Origin of the sequence: Adonisia turfae CCMR0081 (genome assembly GCF_011009555.1) — a bacterium.
Lineage (GTDB): Bacteria > Cyanobacteriota > Cyanobacteriia > Phormidesmidales > Phormidesmidaceae > Leptothoe > Leptothoe turfae.
The window spans coordinates 956,643-980,054 of record NZ_QXHD01000004.1 but is presented as its reverse complement, the minus strand read 5'-3'; the positions used below and the strand labels follow the sequence as shown (position 1 = coordinate 980,054).

Here is a 23,412-nt window from a genome sequence, read left to right as displayed (position 1 = left end):
ACAGCGATACAGGCACTAACACTAAAGCCGGGCCTTGCAGTCTGTTACAGACTTAGCAAGGCTCGACTAAGTATTCTGACAACTTCTAAAATGTTGCAAAATATATTGCTTTTTGCAACCGTTACATGCGCGCTCTTAAAGCTAACGATTCAATAGAAATATAAGTAGCTTCAAGGGATGCTGTGACCATGAATATTAAGCTCATCATCAGCAATGCAGTCTTGGGAACATTGACCTTAGCATTAGCGGGTTACGCTCAAAGCAACGTTAGCAACAACAGTCGTCATCTATCAGACATCCAAGCCCAAACCTGTCCCGTCTTTCTGACTGATAGCACATCAGCTGATATTTCCAGAAATCAGCGACTAGCTGTACCCGTACGTCCCAACGAAGTATTGGATCTCACCCTACTATGTTATAGCGGTCCTGTAGACACTGCTGCATCAGAACGGCTAAATACAGAAGTCAACAATCGTCCATCTGAAACTCCACAGTCAGCGACACAATTTGATCAGCTCCCTCAAGATCGAGTTGAATTTGGATCACCGATTTAAAACTACAGGCTAGTTAAGGCCCCGATTGACTACGGTATAGTAATTGAAACATTCATGGAAAGGTGCCATGTTCGGTTTAGGTTGGCCAGAGGTAGGCATTATTGCCATTGTCGCTGTTTTAATTTTTGGGCCTAAAAAAATTCCTGAGTTAGGCAGTGCTCTCGGAAAAACTTTACGAGGTTTCAAAGAGGAAATGGATGCCGAAACAGCTGACTTTGAAGACGCTGAGTATGTTGAGGATCCAGAGTCGCACTAAGTAATCGGAACAAACTTAGCTTATGACTGTCTGTAGTTGTAGTAGGTACATGGTTGGAGCTACCTACTACTAGCAAGCGTCTAGTGAGCATATAGTAGGCATTTCAGGGAGTGGATTTACCATCTCCCTGTTTTTTTATGCTTAGAGACTCCACTTAGGGGTGCCCCATCAAAGGTCATTCACCTATATCCCCAAGCGCTGGTAAACCTTATCCAGATTTCTCAGCTGGTAGTCAGGGTTAAATGCCTCCTTAATTTCCTCTGGCGACAGCTTTTCCTTCACTTGAGGATCCTGGGAAATCAAGGTATGGAAATCACCACCTTCAACATTCCATGCAGCATGGGCACATTTCTGCACAATACGATAAGCGTCTTCACGGGCAATGCCTTTCTCCACAAGAGAAAGCAGCACTCGCTGACTAAAGACCACACCGCCGTACATGTTCATATTACGCTTCATATTTTCGGGATAGACCAGCAGGTTTTGCACCAGCTTCGTAGTCTCTACCAGCATGAAGTGAATCAAAATACAGCTGTCAGGGAAAATAACCCGTTCCACTGAACTATGGGAAATATCACGTTCATGCCACAGGGCAACATTTTCTAATGCAGCCAGGGCATTGGTGCGAATGATGCGAGCCAGCCCCGCCAACCGCTCAGATTTAATTGGATTACGCTTATGTGGCATAGCTGAAGACCCCTTTTGACCCTTGGCAAAAAACTCTTCAACTTCGAGCACGTCAGTACGCTGTAGATTCCGAATTTCGACTGCAAACCGCTCAATGGATGCAGCCAGTCCTGCCAATGTCGTCATAAACTCAGCATGGACATCTCGAGAAATCACCTGAGTCGAAGCAGTATCAGGCTTCAGACCCAGCTTTTGGCAAGTCAACGCCTCAATTTCTGGATCAATGTTGGCGTAGGTGCCAACCGCTCCCGAGATTTGGCCAACGGCAATTTCATCTTGAATACGGCACAAACGTTCACGATGGCGAAGCACCTCAGCCAACCAACCAGCTAACTTGAAGCCAAAGGTCATAGGCTCAGCATGAATGCCATGGGAACGACCGATCATCACGGTATTGCGATGTTCCTGAGCTTTATTGCGGATTGCCTGAATTAATTGCTCCACATGAGACAAAATTACCTGATGACTAGCGACAATCTGTAGAGACAGTGCCGTATCCAGCACATCAGAACTAGTCATCCCTAAGTGGATATAGCGACCTGCATCGCCAACATATTCATTAACATTGGTCAAAAATGCAATGACATCGTGACGAACCTCAGCCTCAATTTCCAGAATTCGCGCCACATCAAAATTGGCCTTGGCTTTGATTTCGTCCACCGCTGCTTGGGGAATACGGCCCAGTTCAGCTTGGGCTTCGCACACAGCGATCTCAACCTGTAGCCAGGTCTTAAATTTGTACTCGTCGGTCCAAAGTTCGCCCATTTCGGGCAGGGTGTAACGTTCAATCAAAACTAGTGTCGCAGGATACAACCGATCTATTGTAAAGGTGTAGCCGCAAGTTACTAAGTCGAAATTAATAATAGTGAGGATTTGATTACACGCCTTTTAGCGATAGGCACCCGTTAGAAGATAGCGTTGTTGTTCCAAGCATCACATTATCCGCCCAAACGATTACCCCTAGTAGGTTTGTAAATCATCTACTAGGGGTAATCGTTTATTAGGCTGAACAAAAGACAAGTGCACGCACCACTGACTAGAGTAGTTAGTCGATTTCTATCGATTCAAACGCATTTAACACAGACCAAGATAGACGGGTTGCTACAGTAGCGAGTGCGATAATCAATACCATGGTCATAACTACATAGGGCATATGTAACCCAAATAAAACCATGCTGATAATTAGTAGGGCAAGCAGTGTAATATCCAAAGCCTTGTCCTCAAATGTTGCTGTCAACTTTAATAGTAGATATTTCGTCAAGGGAGTATTAACCCTGGCAAAAAACTTATTAATGATTCACGTTCCTGTCAATTCAAGTATTGAGGAGTCAGTCTCGAAAATGGGCATTAACTATGTCCATAATGCCTTAGCAACCCGGTGTATTCCCTCTTCTATTTGCTCTTCAGTGAGATCCGTGTAACCAAACACAAACTCTCCTGTATTACGCGGCACTTCATATTGAATGCAAGCACTACATATTTCTACACCAACACGAGCGGCTCTTGCGACTACTTCATCATCCCTGAAGCTCAGGGGCAGCTTTGCCATCACATGCAGCCCCGCGCTATCTCCCAAAATTTTCACCTCTTGGCCAAAGTATTTGTATAAAGCCTGCAGCAGGGCACGACGGCGATGCTCATAACACAGGCGCATTTTACGAATGTGGCGTTCCAAATGCCCAGCTGAAATAAACTCTGCTAAAGCATATTGAGTCAGCGTGGGGGGTTGGCGATCGGCTAACCACTTAGCTTTACCAAATACCTCTACCAAAGACTGAGGCACCACCAAATACCCTAAGCGAATACTGGGAAACATGACCTTCGAAAATGTGCCCACGTAGAGCACAGAGCTATGGTTATCCAACCCTTGCAATGATGGAATAGGTCGTCCTCCATAGCGATATTCACTATCATAATCGTCTTCAATAATGAGTGCACCAGTCCTCCATGCCCATTGCAACAACGCCAATCGACGAGGTAGCGACAGTAAAGCTCCCGTCGGAAACTGATGAGACGGTGTGACATAAACCAATCTAGGAGGATTGTCATAGGCCAATAACGTATCAACCATCAGACCATCATGATCTAACGGCATAGGCAATAAGTTTGCACCACTCGCTTTAAAGATATGACGGGCACCTCGATAGCCAGGCTCTTCAATAGCCACACTGTCATCTGGATTCACCAAGAGCTGGGTAATTAAACTCAGTGCTTGCTGACTACCATTAGTAATAATCACCTGATCATGCATACAACGTACCGCCCGTGCATGCTGTAAATAATGGGCTACAGCCTTTCGCAACGGCCAATACCCCAAAGTCTCTCCCGCATAATTAAGCCATTGTTTCGTTTCGCGACAATGTTTTGACAACAGTTTTCGCCATAGCTCTACTGGGAACAAATCTAAAGCAGGATGACCATAGCGAAAACTAATCTCATAAGACTCTCTCAATGGGCTGAGGGATACCTGCTTTACCCGTTTGCCGTAGTCTGACAGAGGGGCCTTAACAACAGGCTGAGGCGAGGACTTTACTGGCTCATCAGCTTCTAACAACATTTCTGGCAGCTGAGCACAGACGTAAGTGCCTGCTCCTCGTCGGGTTTGTAAGTACCCTTCACTAATCAACTGATCGTAGCCTTGGGTCACGGTAGTCCGTGATAACCCCAAGGTTCTTGCCAAAGTACGTGAAGCAGGTAGACGCTGTCCCGAGACTAATCGCCCCGAGAGAATTGCCCAACGCAGTTGACTATATACCTGTTGATGCAAAGGTTCTGACAATGCAGCATCAATCACTAAGGCTAATTCCATCGGTACTTGTTAAAGGTCTATCCTAAGAAATTGGACTTATAGTTTAATTCTAAATTGGCTCTAGACGCATGCCAATCTACATCGGTAAAGTAGCAATATCGCTGGTAATTCAACTGGTTTTAGTCATATGAAACGGCCCCAAGCCCTTTCCAAAAGAGGCTTGGGGATACATTTTGGCATTAGCAGTTATGCACCTGCTGCTCAAACACTTTTCCGAAACAGGAAAACTCGCTCTTCTCTTCGGGAATCTATTCTGAGAGAGGACCGAAGGAGATCTATTCAAACTTAAATAATTTGATTCACTGGAAAGGAGATAGCATTATGAAAACAACACGGACTCAGGTAAAGCGTATACCTAAGCGTGGTCATTATGATCTGAAAACGGTTTACTCGATTTTAGACACAGGCCTTATTTGTCATGTGGGGTTTGCTGTGGATGATCAGCCATTTGTGATTCCTACGGCTTATGGGCGCATGGATAATCGGTTATTTATTCATGGTTCACCGGCCAGCCGTATGCTGAGGTCGCTGCAACAAGGGATTGAGATTTGTGTAACGGTAACACTCCTGGATGGTTTAGTATTGGCGCGATCAGCCATGCACCATTCGATGAATTATCGGTCTGTGGTGCTATGTGGGACTGCAGAATTGGTGAGTGAACGAGAAGAGAAAATGCAGGCACTCTATGCGTTGACAGAGCATGTGATGCCGGGCCGTTGGGCTGAAACGCGCGAGCCAAATGAGCAGGAGTTAACGGCGACAACTGTTTTGGCATTACCGATTGATGAGGCATCAGCGAAGATTCGGACTGGACCACCGGTAGATGATGCAGCGGATTATGGATTGCCTCATTGGGCTGGGATAATTCCTTTAAGGATGCAGGCGGGTGAACCGATTGTGGATCCAAAGCTGGCCGAAGGAATCGTGATGCCAGCACATGTAAAACAATATTTAAGAAAACGGCGTGAGTTTTTGGAGGTTGTGTGAAATTTCTAAACGCTTCTCCACACAAACCCTCTTACCTCGAGAACAAGAGGGTTTGAAACCTTAAAAATGTGCTGCCTTAGTAATTCATGAGGTTGGGAAAAGTAGTTTAGGTTAGCGGAGGAACAACTAGACCTTTAAGTGAAACATTACAGTCGATACCTTTGCTTTGAATTAGAACCCCGAAAGTTCCGAGCCCCATAGGAGTCATGTCCATGAGTTGGTGAAGAGCTTGGCGACGTTGGATGAGGTGGTTGAAGCCGTCGGGTCCGGGAGTTATAGTTTGGGTAAGATTGGCGAGTCGATTGCCAAGCCCGAGAGCCATGAGGAAGAGCCCCTGTTGGGTGAAGCCTACATTAGTAAATCCCACCTTTTCGCCATAGCGCTCTAGAGCAGTGAAGTCTACGTGGGCGGTTAGATCTTGTTGACCAATGTTGGTGTACGGATCGTCATGGTGTCGGTGCTGGTAATAGCACTTAAGAGTTCCCCTATGACGAGCAGGACTATAGTAACGCTGGGCAATATGGCCATAATCGATGGTGAGAAGAAATCCTTGAGCGATACGGCTGGCGACATTAGAAAGCCAGTCTAGAGCAGCAAGATTAACTTCAGTGCGGTAGCCATCTGAGTAATCGTCAGCAAGGAGATTAATCTCGACTAGGTCAAAGTATTGTGCGAGTTTGTCGGTGGAGAGAGAACCTAGAGTCTCTTTCAGACTATTGTCTTTGGTAGTGACATAAACTTCTTGAAGTTGGTTGTTGTTCTTTTCAATAATGTGAACAGGAAACGCATCGACGAGTTCGTTGGAGAACAAGCAACCGGTAATGGGTGGTAGAGCGTCAAGGGTAGTCCAACTGACCTTTTTGTGCTTTAAGCGCTCTTGCTGAACTGACCGCAGTGCAGGGGATCTTTCGATAATGATGTAGTTGAGTGTGGCATAACAATCAGGGAAATGCTGTTGCAGATATGAAAGCACATCAGCAGCAATAAGTCCCTGACCGGCCCCCATTTCAACTAAATGAAATGTTGTGGGTTGCCCCAGGGCACACCACATGTCAGCAAATTGATTGGCAAGAAGCTCACCAAAATCGCGACTAAGATGAGGAGAAGTTATAAAGTCACCGCTAGGGCCAAGGATGGAAACTTTAGTGGTGTAGTAACCATGTTGAGAGTGGTAAAGGGCTAAATTCACATACTCCCTAAAGGTAATGCGATTTTTTGGAGCAGTCTGAATATGCTCAGTGATAATGGTAGTGAGTGCAGAGGTAGACGTCATGTCAGAATTGCAAGAAGTACGGTCCTAGAGTCAATTATTCAGGTTGGGATCGAAAGACTTGAGTGCATAATTAAGTTTGCCAGTTGCTATAACCCAAATGAAAAGAGAAAGGCAGATAATCCACAGGACACAACTTATCACTAGTCCAGGAATAGGAATATTGAGTAGGTCTCCAAGAGAGTAAGCTAAACCAGAAAACGAACTACCTAGGGAGAAACTCAGCGCAAGAGCAGTAGCCCACAGAGCTAGTAGTAGCCATATCCATCGACGAAACGTATGGAACGAGAAACGATCAAACAGACCTAGTTGTGACCAAGGGATAAATGCTAAATATGCGATCGCATTCGTATTGAAAGGAATATTAAGTAGCAGACTGTTCGATAAATGAAAGAAGCACCCCAAAGCAAGCCATACATACCAAGCCCTACGCCAAAACATAGCCAATAAAAAGCCCAGCTCAAAGAGGACTGCCGAGTAATCAATGAGTTCCCATAGCAGTGGCAGATCCAGACCGACAATAAACGGAGCTAGTAAATGCGTACGCCCATAGCTAAAATAACCGGAATACAGCCAGCTGAGAAAGCCACTGGTAGACAAGTCAAAATCGACCCATGCAAGGGCTTTACCAAAGCCAGCTGTAAAAAAGCTAAAAGCAATTAAGAGAGCCAAAAAATAAAGATTCTTATGTGGTTTAGAAGATTCTTGATGAACTTGTCGTCCATAAAACAACAATGAATCAACTGAGAAGTATCGTCCCCAATCCTGAAAAGACATGACTAGAAGCACACAAAGATAAAGCACTCCACCATGGTCGATTTTCCCCAAAGAGTACTGAAAGCTATTGGCAACAATCAAGGTAGTCAGAAGAGCAACGGTTGCGAATCTTGTGAACAGACCAATTAGAAGAGCGACAATGAAAACAGATAGACAGAAATCGATACCATAGAACACAAACGCATGGGGAAAGCCTGCCAAAAAGGACGATAGGCTGAAAATAGGTGGATTATAAAATGCGTCAGGAACAGTACTGAGCCAACGAAAACTCGGCCATCTTAAAAAGAGGGTAAATAGCCCAAAGACAACTCGAAACAAGCATAGTGATGTAGCGTCGATACGGGTTGACTGTTTGATCTGTGCTTCCAGAGAGTCCAGTGAGTTACTAACGAAGTTCAACATTTGTTTGTTCAGTAATCTCACTTTTTACGGCTACTCCTTTGTCAATATCGAACCAGGTTTTGACTTGTCGCACTTGCAGCTTTTCTACATCAGACATACCTAGCATCTGCAAACGGGTAGTCATCCAGTCCAAAGCTGCCTTTCGCTCCGTAGGAGACGCTTCTAATATTGTGGTAGCACTCAATGTCCAAATCCCGAGGGAAACACTTCTAGTTTTTGCTTCTCCTAATCCAAAACCATTACGGGCAATATGGGACCAATATTGATTAGGAATTACATCAAAAAACTCCCTTGGATCTAGCGGCTGTTCAGTGCCAGCATGACTAATAGCAATGAGCTCAGTTCTAGAAAACCTTAGTATCCCGTCGGATGCAGATATTTTTGTCGCGCCTGATGGCTGCAGAACAGCCGGATAAGGTTCAAGGCTATTGCTGGCCTCTCGTAAAAGGAATGGGCACAATAGCCCCAACAGAATGAGCAGTCGTAGCCATAGCTTTTTGATCACTACCTATCTCAGTAAGTCGACTCTGTATCATCTTAGGTCCCCCATTGATGAACATGCAATTTGTCTGAGTCGCCGCAAATTAATACGTGTGTTCTACCTTGTTTTTAATAAGGATAATCTAAGCATGACACAAGCTCCAGTGAATCATTAAACAGAGTCAGGTATACCTAATTCTCTTCACCCTCAGTTTCCATATTCGATAACTGAGCTCTCACCACTTCAATCACCTTAATTGGATCAATAGGCTTTGCCATAAAGTCTGTGGCTCCTATCGCCTTAGCCCGCATCCGATCTACAATGCCGTCATTCCCAGTCAAAATAATAATCGGCGTCTTCCTGAAAGCCTTCACCCGACGAATCTGTTTACAAATCTCATAACCATTCGCCACAGGCATCACCAAATCCAAGAAAATTAAACTTGGCTTATGGCGAATAATTTGCCCTAAGGCCTGAACAGAATCCTGAATATTAATACATCTATACCCAGCTGGACGTAACACCTCCTCCATCAGATATCCCACCTGAGGGCTATCATCCACACAAACAATCAACGGCAGTTTATTCACCACCTTATGCGGCACCTTCTGCGCTGCTGCCGCATAAGGATTCGGCAAATCCTCAATCCGATTCAGCACTACCATTCCTCGCTCCACATAGGCAGATATCATACAGCCGAGGGAGGACACCTCATGACCTGTAATCTGGCTCAGCTCCCGTAATGAGCGCGTCCCCTGCAACAACCGCTTCAAAATCTGGTAAGTGCGCGGTTGAGTACACTGCTTCAGCCGCTCCGTGTCCACAATGATCGGAGCCAAATTAGGGGATGCTTTACCTAGCTCAGCATTTTGCCAAGATTGCAAGTCCGTCCTTACCCGATAAAACAACGCTGTACTACTCAAAATCGCCATCGGTTCACTTAACCGCGATTGATGATCCGTAGAATGCGCGACGTGGGTAATGCTACCCACCACCTGACAAATGTCAAACAGCACTTCTGTCAGAGTAGCTTGGATAATTGAGATCGCAATCTCCCGTGTAATCTGCTGCCGCCGTAATAGCACTAAAAGTGCCACATACTCCCAGTGATCAAATATCTCCGCTTCTCGCAACCGCAACTCAGTTGGCTGCAAATCTGGACAATAGGTCTGAAGCAAACGCTGCCATCGCCGAAACCGATGTTGGCCACCACCGGCCCACAATAGCCGTCCTACCCGAAAATCAAGCCACCATTGCTCCCCAGAAATCGCTTTTACGTGAATATAGCCATTTGTCTGAGCCTGAATAATTGCCTTCATTGTTTTAATCAGCGAAGCCACTGAAAAACCATTTTCTAGCGGCAGTATATTCAGTACAGACTCAGTCATCTTTTTGATTGCCCAGCGATGATTTTAACGCTCTCGTAAAGGAGGACATTGGTACGTTCCAGTGCCGTTCTCAAAAAATATTTAGAGATACTTTTTGCAATGGAACATCTTATGCAGCTTCCAATTGCTGGGCTAGACAATACAGTCTAATCCCAACAAGGCAGCATTGAGCAAGTGTCTCTGGATGCTCTCTTAAGTTTCCCGAACCCCCAGAAACGATAACGATCTTTCTACAAAAGCCATCTGTGTCTGTACTAAAGAGTGAGGATAGATGATGATCTATCCTCACTTTCACCCAGAATTAGTATTGATAAATAGAAAATGAAAGTAAGCATTAAAAGCAAACCTCTGCCAATGAAACCAGACATTTTCTGTCAAAGCTGCAAAACTTTCAGAAAAGTAAAGCTCAGCCATGGGACTGAACAGTATTAAGCCAGCAGAGCTACTCACCATTAGGATCATATCCTCGCCACAGATAATATAAGAAAGTATGATGAATAAAAAATAGTCATCACTACGTTTTCTCGTATTGACAGAGTAAGGTCTTCTTCATCTATTATGAAAATTAAATATTAGAGTTATGCTAATTAGGTTTAATTAGGCTATTTTTCTATTGTCTAATAGAAAACCTAATCATCGTTTTTGCCAGTCATTATTCCCGCATTACTCGTTCTCAGGTGTAAATACCTAAATCAGTATTTAGGGAAATCAATAATTCTGCATTTCACGCTCTGATTTATCTGCCATAACAGGCTAAACGAACTGCTAATTTTCAGGTTCTAAGCATAATAATGGACATCCAAAAACGTATCACCCGCCAGCGCGTGAATCATATTGTTGATATCTATCAATTAGATGGCAATGATGGTGATACATTTGCAGACTATTTGGCCAAGCTAGTAGAGACTTATCCCCAATCTTTAATCGAACTTGCTCTAACAGAAGCTCTTGTCAAAGGTTGGTCTAAGGTGCCCATGCAAAAAGGTATGTCATTTATTTACGATGTTCATGAACGTCTTCGAACTTGGCAGCCTGATCCAGAATCATCGCCCCAATTACCCAGCGCATTTAAGCCCCCTCACGCTAAGTCGTTGGGGGTAACTTCTCTGGATGTGAAAACGGTGCAACCCAGTTCAATCGATCCTGCATCCATAGATGTAAAGCTGACACCTAGCCAATTTGAGCAAATTACAGGATTAGACGCGAGCCTGGTATTTAATGAGGAAGATCAGATCTTCCTGACCCCGCCAATGGGGACGATAAAATCGCTTGAGCAACGGTAGCAATGCCGACAATGCAATAACCAGCCCGCATCAAGGGAATAGCTGCTGTTTTAGCAGTGGTACCTGTAGTATAAATATCGTCCATGAGTAAGATGGGCTGTTGCTGGGATGGCAACTTCTTACCCAATTGGAATGCATCTATCAGATTTTTGTGCCTTTCGTGAGCTTTCAAATGATACATTGCCTCAGTGGCTTTAATCCGCCTCAGACCATTTTCTGCTAACGGCAGACCTGTAACACGACAAAATCCCTGAGCAATCAGAGCAGCTTGGTTATACCCTCGTTGATTGAGGCGCTGACGATGCAACGGGATTGGGACAACAACGGGCCGATGTGTCCCTTGAAGACCACTTTTTTTCCATTGCTGCCCTAATTGATAACCCAACCAAAGCCCAAGCTCAGCCTGGTTGCCATACTTGAGCAAAGCCAATAGCTGCTTGAGAACACCCTGATATTTTCCCCAGGAAAAGACTAATAGTGCTGGCTGTTTTGATGTAGCAGGCATCTGATGCATGGCATGAGCCTGGCCAGAAGACCATTGGCACGCACACATCTGCCCATAACAATCGGCACACAGAAGCGATGAAGCAGGCCGCTGACAAAGTGGGCATGGCACCGCTAGAAAAACCTGGGTGAGTTGGCTTAAAAGTCTAGGCAATGCCATGGCAAAAAGGGATGCGAGTAAAGGCCTCTACATGAAGGTGCCCTATAGTTCAGGTGCTCTACATATTTCTATATCAAAAGAAATTAGCTACTGCTGAATAGGAGAAGGGATTGACCTAGTTAGGATTGCCTTACCTATATCAGCATTATTCAGATTAAATCCTCCCGAAAGTCAGCAACGCTGAAATGATTTATCACTTCTGACGTACCTTGACGTTCTTCACTCGACCATCGGGATAAACCAAAGACATCGTATTATCTTGATGGGGCTCAGAAGAAGACTGGCTCTGGCCGTGATTTTGATCGTTATTTGCCAATCCTAAAAGGTTCTTTTTAGAATCCATACTGCTTATCTCAGGGACGTATATAGTTAATTGTTTATCAGAGTGAACAGGTATCATCAGGGTGAAACTATGGATTTTGAATGCCTGAATTTGGAAAATACTATAAAGACTCTGAATCCCTTTAATAGCAAGTTTTAAGCAAGCACCCATAGCACTTACTGTCATCGTAACGGCTAAAGATAAAGCTCAGAAAGACAAGTTTTTTAAGCTTGATAAAAGTTTTGTTGTCTTGAACTTATAACAGCTTCAAAAAACATGACAAGCATCAGCCAGAGATCTGGTTGGTTTACGCAACTTGGCATAGCACTCACTTGCTATCCAGTTTGAGAAATCTCCCATGGGTCAGTGGATATCACGTACAATCACACTGTTTGATCTAGCGCAGTAAATCGAGAGAGGACAGAACCTTGAAAACGCGAGTGATTGTGGTTCGGCACGGTGAAAGTACATTTAACGTAAAGCGTATTGTTCAAGGGCACCATGATGAGTCGCTCCTCACAGAAACAGGCGAAGCTCAAGCACGAGAAGTAGGCATATTTCTAAAGGGTATTGCCATCGATACTGTCTACTGTAGTCCCTTGAAGCGGGCAGCTCGCACAGCTGCATTAATCACAGACACACTAAATCAAGGTCATACACCGCAAGTAACGGATCTACTTAAAGAAATAAGCCTCCCCCTATGGGAAGCAATATCTTTTGCAGATATTGAAGCCAAGTATCCCGAAGAATATCAGGCGTGGCGACATCAGCCGAATGACTTCAAGATGGCCGTACCTCAAGCAAATGGCACTGTCAAAGATTTTTATCCCGTTCGGGCGATATGGCATCAGGCAGCAGAATTTTGGCAAGGATTATTGGATAATCACCGGGGGCAAACTGTTTTAGTCGTGGCCCACAGTGCTATCAATCGTGCTTTAGTTGGCACAGCTATTGGTCTTGGCCCTGAAGCGCTGAACCGTATGTATCAGGCCAACTGTGGCATTAGCGTTCTTAATTTTCCAGGCGTTTGGGGAGAGCGTGCTCAGCTAGAATCCATGAACTCTACGAGCCATACAGGAGCCCCCATACCGACATTACGTCGAGGATTTAAGGGACCGCGACTACTGCTAGTTCGCCATGGTGAAACTGAATGGAACCGAGAATCACGCTTCCAGGGGCAGATTGATATTCCACTGAACGACAACGGTCGTGCCCAGGCCGATCAAGCCAGGGAGTTTCTAGCAGATGTTCCCATTGATGGGGCTATTTCTAGCTCCATGATGCGCCCAAAGGAAACCGCTAAAATTATTTTACAAAAACATCCTGATGTTTCCTTGGCGGTCACTGAGGGGCTATGGGAAATCAGCCATGGTCAGTGGGAAGGAAAATTTGAACATGAGATTGAAGCAGGATTTCCAGGCATGTTAGAAGCATGGCAGACTAAACCTGAAACAGTTCAAATGCCTGGTGGTGAAAACTTGCAAGATGTGTGGGATCGAGCAGTTAAAGCCTGGAATGAAATTGTTGCCCAGTATAGTCAACAGGAAGCTCCTCAAACTGTATTAGTCGTCGCTCACGATGCCATCAATAAGGCTATTCTCTGCTATGTCACTGGCCTCGGGCCCGAGACATTCTGGCAGTTTAAGCAGGGCAATGGGGCCGTTAGCGTCATTGATTATCCGGATGGTGTGGGTAGTAAGCCAATGCTCAGTGCTGCTAATATCACAGTCCACCTTTCAGGGAGCATATTTGATACAACAGCAGCGGGAGCGCTGTAACGCAAAGGTTTATCAGACCTGAGGAAACATGAATAGCTGGATACGACAGGTACGCATACTGGATCCGCTAACTCAGCGGGACCAGATCAGTGACGTGTTGATACGGGAGGGTGTCATCCAGGCAATGGGTGACTCCCTTGATGTATCTGGTGATGATGTGACGGAAATAAATGGCCAGGGCTGTATTTTGGGCCCAGGGCTGGTGGATCTGTATAGCCAGACTGGGGAACCGGGCCATGAGTCTAGGGAAACCCTAGGGCAGCTTTTGGCGGCAGCAGCCCAGGGAGGATTTACACGCATTGGGATCTTACCCAACACCACACCAGCTGTGGACAACCTGGCTCAAGTACAACAGCGGTTAGCTAACCAATACAACCACCAACCACAAATTTTGCCTTGGGCAGCCATTACTCAGGGGACTCAAGGTGGACAGTTAACTGACCTAATGGAGCTAGGTGAGGTCGGAGTAGTTGGTTTTTGTGACGGTCAGCCTATCACCAACGGACTGATGATGCAGCGCTTGTTGGACTATACCCAGTCGCTGCCATTACCTATAGCCCTGTGGCCTTGCGATCGCAAACAAACCGGTACCTGTCGTGATGGGGCCAATGCGATCCGTCTGGGGCTATCTCCCTTGCCAGCGACTGCCGAAACTATCCCGCTATCAGCCCTGTTAGAGGAGGTGGTTACGACCCAACGCCCAGTACATTTTATGCGCATTTCCACCGCTCGCAGCGTTGAACTCATTCGTGCAAGTAAAGCCCGTGGATTGCCTATTACGGCTAGTGTAACCTGGCTCCATTTACTGTTTAGCACCGCCGACCTAGACAGCTATGCACCTAGTTTGCGCCTTGAACCACCCCTAGGTAATCCTACAGACCAAACGGAGTTAATTAGGGGATTGGAGGATGGCACTCTGGATGCGATCGCAGTTGATCACTGTGTCCACACCTACGAAGAAAAAGCGGTTCCCTTTGGCGTCGCCCCTCCAGGAGCCGTTGGTCTACAGTTGGCCCTGCCCATTCTTTGGCAAACATTTGTCGCCACCAATCGATGGAGTGCCCTACAGCTCTGGAACTATCTCAGCCTGCAACCAGCCCAATGCTTAAATATTGAGCCCGCCCAAATACAAATCAATAGTCCAGCCAACCTTGTACTCTTCGACCCTAGCCACAGCTGGACCGTTAGTACAAAGAACTTAGGGTGTGACGTTATCAATTCCCCCTATGGTCATCAAACTATTCAAGGTAAAGCAAAGCATATCTGGCTACCCACCGTGGGACCATAGGGGTTTACTGGAGTAAACCCCTATGGTCTTGAACTCACCATTAAAAACTTAAAACTCTACCTTAATTTCGTTTGAGTAATCCCACTCGACCAGGCGGCCAAAACCGCACTACAGCTTTGCCAATGATCTGATCTTCTGGCAAAAATGGACGACTCCAAGCGTGACTATCGACACTGTTGTTACGATTATCACCAAAGACAATGTAGCTTTCTGTAGGTACAGTTTCAGGCCCCCACTGATATGTGGGTGGAGCTTTAATATAACGCTCATCAATGGGCTCGTCGTTGATCAATACCTTGCCATCAGTGACTTCTACGATATCCCCTGGCAGCCCAACCACCCGTTTGATAAACGCATTGCGAGGTTGGCCCTCAGGGGTTAGTTCTGCTGGGGGCCAAAACACAATAATATCGCCCCGCTCCGGTGAACTTAGGTGATAGCTAAGCTTTTCAACCACTAAGCGATCGTTCACCTGCAAGGTAGGCTCCATGGAGCCAGTAGGAATATAGCGAGCTTCTGCGACAAACTGACGAATTCCTAGGGCCAGCACTACGCTAAGCCCAATCGTTTGCAAACTTTCAACCCAAATATTATTAGTATTTTGATCAACCACAACAACTGGCCCCAGCGAAGTAGGGGCACCCTAGCACATCTGAGGAAATCATAATCAATTTAATTTAAACCACCAAGACGGGTGAGGGGCCAAAATCGGACAACGGCCTTACCAATAATCTGATCCTCAGGCACAAATGGTTCAGAAATATCCCATGCATGGCTGTCATAGCTAGCATTACGATTATCGCCAAGCACAAAGTAACTTCCGTCCGGAATGGTCAGTGGTGCTTGTTCATAGGTAGGTGGCGATTGAATGTAGCTTTCATCTAATGCATCACCATTGACTAGAACAGTGCCATCGACCACCTCTACCGTATCTCCTGGCAACCCAACAATCCGTTTAATAAACGCATCCCGTTTTTGCTCATCTGGCACAATTTCTAAGGGTGGCCAAAAAACGACAATATCGCCTCGCTGAGGTTCTTGAAACCGATAGCTAATCTTTTCAATCACTAGACGGTCATTGACCAGCAAAGTGGGCTTCATTGACTCAGACGGGATATAGCGGGCTTCTGCTACAAATTGCCGAATACCTAGAGCGAGAGCAATACTAAGTCCAATAGTTTGAAAACCTTCGATCCAGGGATTTTGTTGTTTTTGAGACACAGTTGACGACTAGAAACAGTGTAATGATGCTGACACAAGCGTAGCGTGAGATCAGGGGTAGAACGTATAAGTCCTTAAGCCTTAGGGTGAATCATTTATCCGCTAATGAAGGTAAAAATGCCCTCAATTTAAAGTTCCACACTCAAAACGCATTCGCTCCTAGTTTAAATTAACGATGACGTTGAGCCATCTATTTTTAGCAAGCTACCCCTTTGGCACACTAACCTGCTGGATCATAGTAAACTTAGGACGTTAATGCCAGTGGGACGGCTTCTAGGCCACAATGGGGGACTGTATTTGGTTCTGACTAGGTCTTTTTAACCAGATCCCACGTAATCCTGCGGATTGAGCCCCCTTAATGTCATCTTTTCGACTGTCACCAACGTGCCATGCGTCCTGAGGGTTACAGTCATGCTTTTGCAATGCCGTCTTAAAAATCAAAGCGTCAGGCTTAGCAGCCCCTGCTTCAGTGGAGATAGTAATCGTCTGAAAATATTGCTTCAGATTTAGAGCATCGAGCACCGCATAAATACGGGAATCAAAGTTAGAAATAATACCTAAGGATATCCCCTTACGTTGCCAACGCTTTAAAGAATTCACCGTGTCTTGATACACCATCCAGGGTGCAGCCGTAGCAAAATGTTGATACAGACCTTCAAAGAAAACTTCAAAATCAGAAAATTCCTGGAAAACGCCTGCTCGTTGGAATGTATCTTTTGCGATCGCTAACCACCACAAATACTCCTGATGGGGAATCTCAACGTCAGGGACACCAGGAAATGCCATGGCATTTGCAACAGCAAAGCTTCGATAAAATGCTTTGTCCAGTTCATGGGCTGAAGCTTGCACCCCCGCTTGCTGAGCTAGGGTCTGATACACCTCCCCCACACTACCTTTGACTCCAAAGAGGGTGCCGACGGCATCAAGAAAAATGACTTTAGGTATGGTCATGGGGTAAGACGGGGCACTACAGAAAAACTTTCAAGGAATTTTGAGTTTTGAATTTGAATGATTGGGGGGACATGCTTTGCCAAGAATCCAACACCGTCGTTGGTAGACAACTCAACCCTAAAAATTCAACAATCACCCCCCAAAACTAAGACAAACCTTATGACGCTGACAACAATTCTCGTAAAGGTTGACTAATCCAATTCAGCCCTACTCGGAGCTGATGCTCAAACGTAGGCATGCGATACAAATAGGTTAAACGACGAACAATGTGAGCAGCTGTACCATCGAGTTTGAGCCCTAGCCCGGTCAGTGTTGCAGTATCGCTACCAAGGGTCATCATTTCGCCAAGATGCTGGTATCGAAACGGGAGAGGGGGTCGCCCAGTTAAGGCCGCCCAGATATTCCATGCGGTGTAATCAGCCTGTTGTAAGGCGGCCTGGGCCGTTGTCGGCACCTTATTACCATCAGCATCTTGGCCGTCTGCTAAATCACCCAAGGCAAAAATATGTCCCTGGTTAAGCAACTGTAACGTAGGCTGAATTTTGAGCTGCTGGTGTTCATTTTTATCAAAAGGCAAGCTGGCTATTAAAGGATTGACCTGATTGCCCACGGTCCAAAGCACCAAGTCTACCGGCAGAACATCCACCTGATCTTTATACTTTAAAGAAATAGTATCTACATCAATTTCAGTTACCGTCGTTTCATAATCGATCCAGATACCCTTATCGGTCAGAGCATCTTGAGCCGCTTTCTGATTGAATTCTGGAGAATTTTGCAGAATAGCGGTACCCCGTTCGACAATGCGCAGTCGACCTCTCTCACCAAGGCGTTCCGCCAATTTGCAGACGAGTTCGACACCACTGTAACCACCGCCTACAACCGCCACACGAATCTGATCGGCGTCAGAGGCTTCTAGTTCACGTAACCGTTCTTTGAGGGCATAGGCATCGCTGAGGGTGCGAAATGCTATCGCATATTCTTTTACCCCTGGAGCCATGTCCATGGGAGTTTCACCCCCCAGAGCCAAGACTAGATAGTCGTAAGGCAGTACCGCATCATCCTGCAAACACACCGAATTTGCGACAGCATCAATGCCAGAAACACCACTCTGATGAAACTTAATTCCTGTTCCTGCTAAGAGTTCGGCATAGGGTGGCGCAATTTCCCAAGTCTGGAGTTCATCGGTCACCAGCTCATACAGTAAGGGAGCAAACAAGAAGCGATCGCGCTGATCAACTAACGTGATTTCTGGCTTGATCGCTTTGTCCCATGGCAACTTACTCAGGGCCAAAGCGGTGTAGAGACCACCAAACCCTCCACCCAAAATCACAACACGTTGGTTTGATACTGCCATTGAGCTATCACTAATAGTGTGGGTTATCGGTTATTAGGATAACGTGGCTAGCAAAATTAGCGAGTTTGAGTTTTAACACCAAATGCGAATCTATTCAAAACTCAAACCCCATTACCCTTACTCACTCAAAGCACCAGCAGGCACCTCTGCGCTATACTCTGCCCGCTGCATGGGTGTGGCAAACAAATCCCTGAAACTAGCCTGACGGGTATCAGCCGGCTCAGGCGCATCCTCCCAAAGACTTTCGTAAAAGAAGAAAGCCATACCCATCCCAGCAGAACGAGCAGACTGGGCTTTAGCCTCAATCAAGCTAATTGGGACAGGAGAGTTACGCAGTCCAGTCAGAATACCTGCCGCTGTGGGAATAGTGCGCTGAGCTTCACGCATAGATGGGGTATAGAGGTGTTGGCGAAAAACGCCTAAGTTGTTGCGATAGATTTGCACAATCAGCTCATCTACTACCCCCTGGCGCACCCAGGTAAGCCAATCCTGGAGCTGCCCCTTATAAGCAAAGTCGTAGGGATTTGGAGCAACTGAGAAAACAATATTGCGGCGTCGAGCTTTAAGATCTGCATTCAGCGTTTTGACAAACTCTGTTAGCTTGTCGGCGCGCCATTTCACCCAGTGGGGGTTATGGGGATCATTAGGCACATCTCTATCCGTTTCCTCTTTATATAAAGCACGGGTATAGCTGTCATAGCCAAAATTTACCGGCAAAATAAAGTGGTCATCAAACTGAACACCATCAACGTCGTAACGACTGATCAGCTCCAACAGCATGTTAGTAATAAACTGCTGCACCTCAGGTCTAAATGGATTGAGCCAAACCATATCGCCACCCTCGCGGCTCATATCTACTCGACTCCCATCTTGTTTTTGGGTTAACCAGCTGCTATGCAACGTAGCCAGTTCGGAAGTAGCTGGAGCCATAAAGCCAAATTCAAACCAGGGGATGACTGACATCCCTTGAGCATGGGCCTCAGTTGTCAGCTCCGCCAGAATGTCGTAATCCTGGATGCCACGCCGCACAAAATGCTGAATGCCTTCCCGTCGGGCTGTACCACTATCAAAGAAAGTATAGCCGCCATTCCAAACAACAGGATAAAGAGTATTGAAATTAAACTCGGCTAGTTCATCAATGGCCCTGTGGAGCTTTGGGCGATCGATCAACACATCCGTATCGTTGGTGGTAAGCCATACACCACGAATTTCTTGGGGCACAGGCCTGACTAACGCCATTGCCGGAGTTAATAATTGCAGAGTAATAGCAGCGAAAAACGATAGTCCAAAGAGTAGAATTGACAGCGGCTTCCAGCGCCAGGTGCATGAGTCCATAATCTTTCAGGCAGCATCCAAAGAGAGGGCTTTTACTATTCCATAGGGCGGCTTGTACCCATGGATATAGCCGATATACTTTTAGTTATTCATGAACCTGCCACTTGTTTCAGAACATCCTAAAAGTCGTCAGCATGAAAATTCTACAGCTATTGCGACACTGAAATTTCAAGTTTTGGGTAAGAAGACCACCTAGCCCAGGCAAAATACAATCCTAGCCATAGAAGATATCGTTCAAAGGAAAACTCATATAATCACAAGCAGCCAGGTCCAACTATGTCTCATACCAAATCCGAATTCATTAAACTCGATTAACAATGGACAATCCTGTAGGGGTTACTCCCTGGTGGATGCCCTGTGATACTGAACGCTATCAGTCAGGATTTCGTATCCTAAATCCATATCAAAAAATCATAGAACAGTCTCACACAAAGTGTGAGACTGTTCTATGACCATCTTAAATTGTTGTTATTTTGCCTCAAACGAGCAGTTGTTTTTCTCTCAAATAGACCTTGTTAAAAATGGTGTATCCATTGTGGCATCTATCTCTTTGAGATTGATCGAGGTGTTTGAGAGAAAAACAACTACCCATATCATTTGCGTGCCCCAAACCCCAACTGGCGTAGCAGTGGATGCTCTTTCACCATGGGCAACACTTCTTGGAACCAAAGACGAGCCATGTCTTCTTTTCCTTGCAACATCAGTAAACGACTTCGGGTTAGCAGCAGGCTAACTAGCGCATCTTCGGTCAAACAAGAGCATCGCAGCACTTCATTCAAAACCGCTTCAGCTGCATCCAAGTTTGTTTCTTCAAGATAGATTTGTGCGATCGCAACGCGACTATCAATATCCTCAGGATACTCATCAACAATCTGCTGAGTCACCTGACGCGACTCGATTAACCGTTCTTGATGAGAATAGGCTAGTGCCAGATTATTGAGTAATACAGGATTGTTAGGCTCTATTTCTAAGGCTTGTTTCAAATACACCTCAGCCGTTTCTGCTGCCTTAGCAGACTCCAGCGCGATCTTCTTCAACGCCTTATGCAATAATTGCTCGGCCTCAGGTGACTGGAGAACAACCGGATCAGGCACAATCTCATAAGTCGCCAGTAGCGGATTTCTGTGCCATTCACCATAGAGCCAGATTTTTGGTACTGTCAGCTGGTGCCGTTGTGCAAAATAGGATGCCATGTGATATCTCTGGGACTCACTACCGTCAGTGCCAGCAACAAATTCATTAACAGCTGCAACATGGGCTTCATTGGGGCAACTCTTGGCAATGATCATGGCTAACATCCGTGCCCTTGGACTCCCTCGCTTAAGCCAGACTGGCACTAGCTCACTAATAAATGGATAATCTGTTAATAGCGTCTCAACGGTCGCTATTAGAGCGGGCTGGGGCGTACGCTCCGGAGTCATGGCAATGGCCACCTGACGCAGGTCTTGATAGGCCCCATTCTCTACCCAACTGTTGAGTTCAAACGGCCAGGGCCCCTCCTTAAAGGTAGATGTCATATCAAGGTCATCCAAGTTTTCCTTAGCTACCGCTAAGTCTGGATATAGTTCTAGTGCCAGGTTCCACTGTTTTCTAGCAGCTTTGACATCCCCTTGACAGACAAGCGCCACGGCTGCCAAATGGTGAAATAGACCTGAGACCAAGGGTCGATTGTCTTTTTCTAAATCTGGGGGAACGGTCGCTAATAAATCTACGATGGCCGCCATATCATCTAGATAGGCTAAAGCCTCGGCTTTACGGGTCAGATCATCCAGATCGGTGCTGGAATTAGCCAACAGTTGGGACTTATGGGTTTCAGCTTCGGTAAAGTTTCCCCGCAAGGAGAGAAATCTGATTAGATTAGCTCGTAAAAGAATGCTGTCTGGGTGTTGTTTTAATTGAGATTGTAGCGTTGCGATCGCATCCTCATACTGATCATTAGCCAGGTAGGCTAACGCCAAAATGTTGTACCCAGCCAAAAAATCAGTGCGTTTTTCAATCAGAGACGTTGCCGATGTAATCGCTTTGGCCGCTTGTCCTGTTTCCGTATATGCCCGAGCTTGCTCGTAAAGTAGACCCACTTCCCAGTCATCGGGATTTTTTAGCCCCATAGAGTCTAAAACCTCTGATAAATTGGGTTCAATCATGGCTAAATGTTCTTTACCCTCGACGCTACCTGGATGATCAGGCCAACGCTCAATGGCATATCGATATTGCTTTATCCCCAATAGCGGGTAGTAATTGAGAACATAAGCATAACCCAGCAAAAAATTGACCCGTGCATCGTTGGGCTTAATGGCTAAAAAGTCTTCGCAGGTGGCCTGGTACTGTAGCAGATGCCCTAACTCGTAATGCACCTCTAACAAATAGGCTAATATATCCAAATTATTAGGATGGGAAGCTTTCAGACGGATAAGAAGAGAATGAGCTTCTAGCCACTGTTCTCGACGAAGTAAAGCCTCTACATGGGCTAATTCGGTTGTTAATGATTGACTGCCAAAACCACGGCTGAGTACGGTCTGTTTCTTTTTCTTCTTTGCTTTCTTCGCCATCGGGAATCCCCAGTAGATTCATCCACATTAGAGTCAAGCTATCCCAGTTATCCAAAAGATTTAGAAAACATTTAGTAAGGCGTGAACGAGTTTGAAGTTGTAGGTTGCAGGGAATTGCTCACGCCAGGCCCTCTACAGGAAACGAAACGTTCTAGAAACTTCAGCCATTGCTGAGCCACATTCAGAGTTGAAGCCTGACTTAATGTTGAATAAGCTTAATGTTGAATCAGGTATCAGCACGTCAACTTTTATTGTCTTTCTCCTCTCCTCCCGTTGCCATGTCTACCTCAACTTGGTCCGGTCGCCACACCGGCAAAGATACACTGCGGCAACACATCTGGGCCACACTCAAAATTCACAAGGCGACTCGTCGCGATCCGGTAGGTCACATTCCCAACTTTATTGGAGCTGGCATTGCCGCTGACAATCTGGCCAACACGGACCTATGGCAACAGGCTCATGTGATTAAATGCAATCCTGACTCTCCCCATACAGCTGTCAGACTCAGGGCATTAGCTGATGGCAAAATCCTTTATATGGCAGTCCCTCGACTATCTCGCAAAAAGTGTTTTGTTGAACTCACAGCAGCTGCCCTTGCAGCAAAAGGAGTTCCCCTGAAGGCAGCGGCTTCTATGGGAGGAGCCATGGCCCATGGGCAATTAGTGTCCTTTGTCGAAATGCAGCCCATTGATTTGGTGGTAGTAGGCTGTGTAGCTGTAGCCATGAACGGCGGCCGTACAGGTAAAGGCGCAGGATTTGCCGATTTGGAATTAGCCATGCTGCGGCAGTGCCAACTCATTTCAGAGGAAACCCCCATTGCCACCACCGTCCATGATTTACAACTGGTCAATGCCGCAGACCTGCCGATGCAAGCCCATGATTGGAGCCTTGATTTGATTGTGACGCCTACGCAGTGTTTCACGACCGAGAATCATTATCCTAAGCCCCAGGGTCTAGATTGGGATACAATTCAACGGGATCAGATTGCCAGCATTCCGATTTTGCAAGCCTGGTCGAAACAACTCGATTAAACACCGAGCTATAAATAGGGTGGGT

21 protein-coding genes are annotated in these 23,412 nt (G+C 46.0%); 7 read left to right on the top strand and 14 right to left on the bottom strand.

Annotated features, from left to right (window positions below; all coding sequences use genetic code 11):
• Positions 1–188: 188 nt before the first annotated feature.
• A complete protein-coding gene (locus tag DXZ20_RS08450) occupies positions 189–554 on the top strand; it encodes a hypothetical protein (protein WP_163662574.1) in 366 nt (121 codons plus the stop codon).
• 67 nt (positions 555–621) lie between these two features.
• Positions 622–810, top strand: a complete 189-nt coding sequence (tatA, locus tag DXZ20_RS08445; protein ID WP_163662576.1) for a twin-arginine translocase TatA/TatE family subunit — start codon at positions 622–624, stop codon at positions 808–810.
• A 183-nt stretch (positions 811–993) separates the two neighbouring features.
• Here tatA and purB read toward each other — a convergent pair whose 3' ends face one another.
• Both purB and pdxR read right to left on the bottom strand, forming a co-directional pair.
• The gene (gene purB / locus DXZ20_RS08440; protein ID WP_163662578.1) at positions 994–2,289 is read right to left on the bottom strand and encodes an adenylosuccinate lyase; all 1,296 of its coding nucleotides are present in this window, start codon (positions 2,287–2,289) and stop codon (positions 994–996) included.
• Positions 2,290–2,848: 559 nt separating this feature from the next.
• Positions 2,849–4,306, bottom strand: coding sequence for a MocR-like pyridoxine biosynthesis transcription factor PdxR (pdxR, locus tag DXZ20_RS08435; RefSeq protein WP_163697593.1), 1,458 nt, complete (start codon positions 4,304–4,306; stop codon positions 2,849–2,851).
• 321 nt (positions 4,307–4,627) lie between these two features.
• Between pdxR and DXZ20_RS08430 the strand changes: the two genes are divergently transcribed.
• Positions 4,628–5,293, top strand: coding sequence for a pyridoxamine 5'-phosphate oxidase family protein (locus DXZ20_RS08430; RefSeq protein ID WP_163697591.1), 666 nt, complete (start codon positions 4,628–4,630; stop codon positions 5,291–5,293).
• A gap of 106 nt (positions 5,294–5,399) precedes the next feature.
• On the opposite strand, the gene DXZ20_RS08425 is transcribed toward DXZ20_RS08430, so the two are convergent.
• From DXZ20_RS08425 to DXZ20_RS08410, 4 genes are all read right to left on the bottom strand, one after another.
• Complete coding sequence (locus DXZ20_RS08425; RefSeq protein WP_163697589.1) at positions 5,400–6,566, bottom strand: class I SAM-dependent methyltransferase; 1,167 nt, start codon at positions 6,564–6,566, stop codon at positions 5,400–5,402.
• A 30-nt stretch (positions 6,567–6,596) separates the two neighbouring features.
• Positions 6,597–7,742 carry an HTTM domain-containing protein gene (locus DXZ20_RS08420; RefSeq protein ID WP_163662585.1) on the bottom strand — a complete coding sequence of 382 codons (1,146 nt, stop codon included), beginning with the start codon at positions 7,740–7,742 and terminating at the stop codon, positions 6,597–6,599.
• Positions 7,726–8,247 (bottom strand): hypothetical protein, encoded by a 522-nt coding sequence (locus DXZ20_RS08415; RefSeq protein ID WP_163662587.1) that lies wholly within the window; start codon positions 8,245–8,247, stop codon positions 7,726–7,728. Before DXZ20_RS08415 ends, DXZ20_RS08420 begins: the two co-directional genes overlap by 17 nt.
• A 167-nt stretch (positions 8,248–8,414) precedes the next feature.
• Complete coding sequence (locus DXZ20_RS08410; RefSeq protein WP_163662589.1) at positions 8,415–9,611, bottom strand: response regulator; 1,197 nt, start codon at positions 9,609–9,611, stop codon at positions 8,415–8,417.
• Between the two features lie 791 nt (positions 9,612–10,402).
• Here DXZ20_RS08410 and DXZ20_RS08405 point away from each other — a divergent pair.
• Entirely contained in the window at positions 10,403–10,894 is a 492-nt protein-coding gene (locus DXZ20_RS08405) for a hypothetical protein (protein WP_163662591.1), read from the top strand.
• Here the strand turns inward: DXZ20_RS08405 and DXZ20_RS08400 are convergent.
• Together DXZ20_RS08400 and DXZ20_RS08395 are read right to left on the bottom strand one after the other, a co-directional pair.
• Positions 10,827–11,558: a ComF family protein gene (locus tag DXZ20_RS08400; RefSeq protein ID WP_163697588.1), complete on the bottom strand. Its 732-nt coding sequence runs from the start codon at positions 11,556–11,558 to the stop codon at positions 10,827–10,829. The two genes, DXZ20_RS08405 and DXZ20_RS08400, sit on opposite strands and share 68 nt — an antisense overlap.
• A gap of 193 nt (positions 11,559–11,751) precedes the next feature.
• On the bottom strand, positions 11,752–11,901 hold the full coding sequence (locus DXZ20_RS08395; protein WP_163662595.1) for a hypothetical protein: 150 nt from the start codon (positions 11,899–11,901) through the stop codon (positions 11,752–11,754).
• Positions 11,902–12,308: 407 nt separating this feature from the next.
• Between DXZ20_RS08395 and DXZ20_RS08390 the strand changes: the two genes are divergently transcribed.
• Both DXZ20_RS08390 and DXZ20_RS08385 read left to right on the top strand, forming a co-directional pair.
• Positions 12,309–13,658 (top strand): histidine phosphatase family protein, encoded by a 1,350-nt coding sequence (locus tag DXZ20_RS08390; RefSeq protein ID WP_163697586.1) that lies wholly within the window; start codon positions 12,309–12,311, stop codon positions 13,656–13,658.
• Between the two features lie 28 nt (positions 13,659–13,686).
• Complete coding sequence (locus tag DXZ20_RS08385) at positions 13,687–14,946, top strand: dihydroorotase (RefSeq protein WP_163697584.1); 1,260 nt, start codon at positions 13,687–13,689, stop codon at positions 14,944–14,946.
• Between the two features lie 61 nt (positions 14,947–15,007).
• Here the strand turns inward: DXZ20_RS08385 and lepB (DXZ20_RS08380) are convergent, their stop codons facing one another.
• From lepB (DXZ20_RS08380) to DXZ20_RS08355, 6 genes are all read right to left on the bottom strand, one after another.
• Positions 15,008–15,559 (bottom strand): signal peptidase I, encoded by a 552-nt coding sequence (lepB, locus tag DXZ20_RS08380; protein WP_163662601.1) that lies wholly within the window; start codon positions 15,557–15,559, stop codon positions 15,008–15,010.
• Between the two features lie 59 nt (positions 15,560–15,618).
• Positions 15,619–16,167 (bottom strand): signal peptidase I, encoded by a 549-nt coding sequence (gene lepB / locus DXZ20_RS08375; protein ID WP_163662604.1) that lies wholly within the window; start codon positions 16,165–16,167, stop codon positions 15,619–15,621.
• Positions 16,168–16,440: 273 nt separating this feature from the next.
• Positions 16,441–17,118 carry an HAD-IA family hydrolase gene (locus DXZ20_RS08370; protein WP_163697582.1) on the bottom strand — a complete coding sequence of 226 codons (678 nt, stop codon included), beginning with the start codon at positions 17,116–17,118 and terminating at the stop codon, positions 16,441–16,443.
• A 157-nt stretch (positions 17,119–17,275) separates the two neighbouring features.
• A complete protein-coding gene (locus DXZ20_RS08365; protein WP_163662610.1) occupies positions 17,276–18,472 on the bottom strand; it encodes an NAD(P)/FAD-dependent oxidoreductase in 1,197 nt (398 codons plus the stop codon).
• Positions 18,473–18,589: 117 nt separating this feature from the next.
• Positions 18,590–19,807, bottom strand: a complete 1,218-nt coding sequence (locus tag DXZ20_RS08360; protein ID WP_163662613.1) for a glycoside hydrolase family 10-like protein — start codon at positions 19,805–19,807, stop codon at positions 18,590–18,592.
• Between the two features lie 593 nt (positions 19,808–20,400).
• Positions 20,401–22,356 (bottom strand): tetratricopeptide repeat protein, encoded by a 1,956-nt coding sequence (locus DXZ20_RS08355; RefSeq protein ID WP_163697580.1) that lies wholly within the window; start codon positions 22,354–22,356, stop codon positions 20,401–20,403.
• Between the two features lie 278 nt (positions 22,357–22,634).
• Between DXZ20_RS08355 and DXZ20_RS08350 the strand changes: the two genes are divergently transcribed.
• Positions 22,635–23,387, top strand: a complete 753-nt coding sequence (locus DXZ20_RS08350) for a 5-formyltetrahydrofolate cyclo-ligase (protein WP_163662618.1) — start codon at positions 22,635–22,637, stop codon at positions 23,385–23,387.
• The last annotated feature ends 25 nt before the right edge of the window (positions 23,388–23,412 follow it).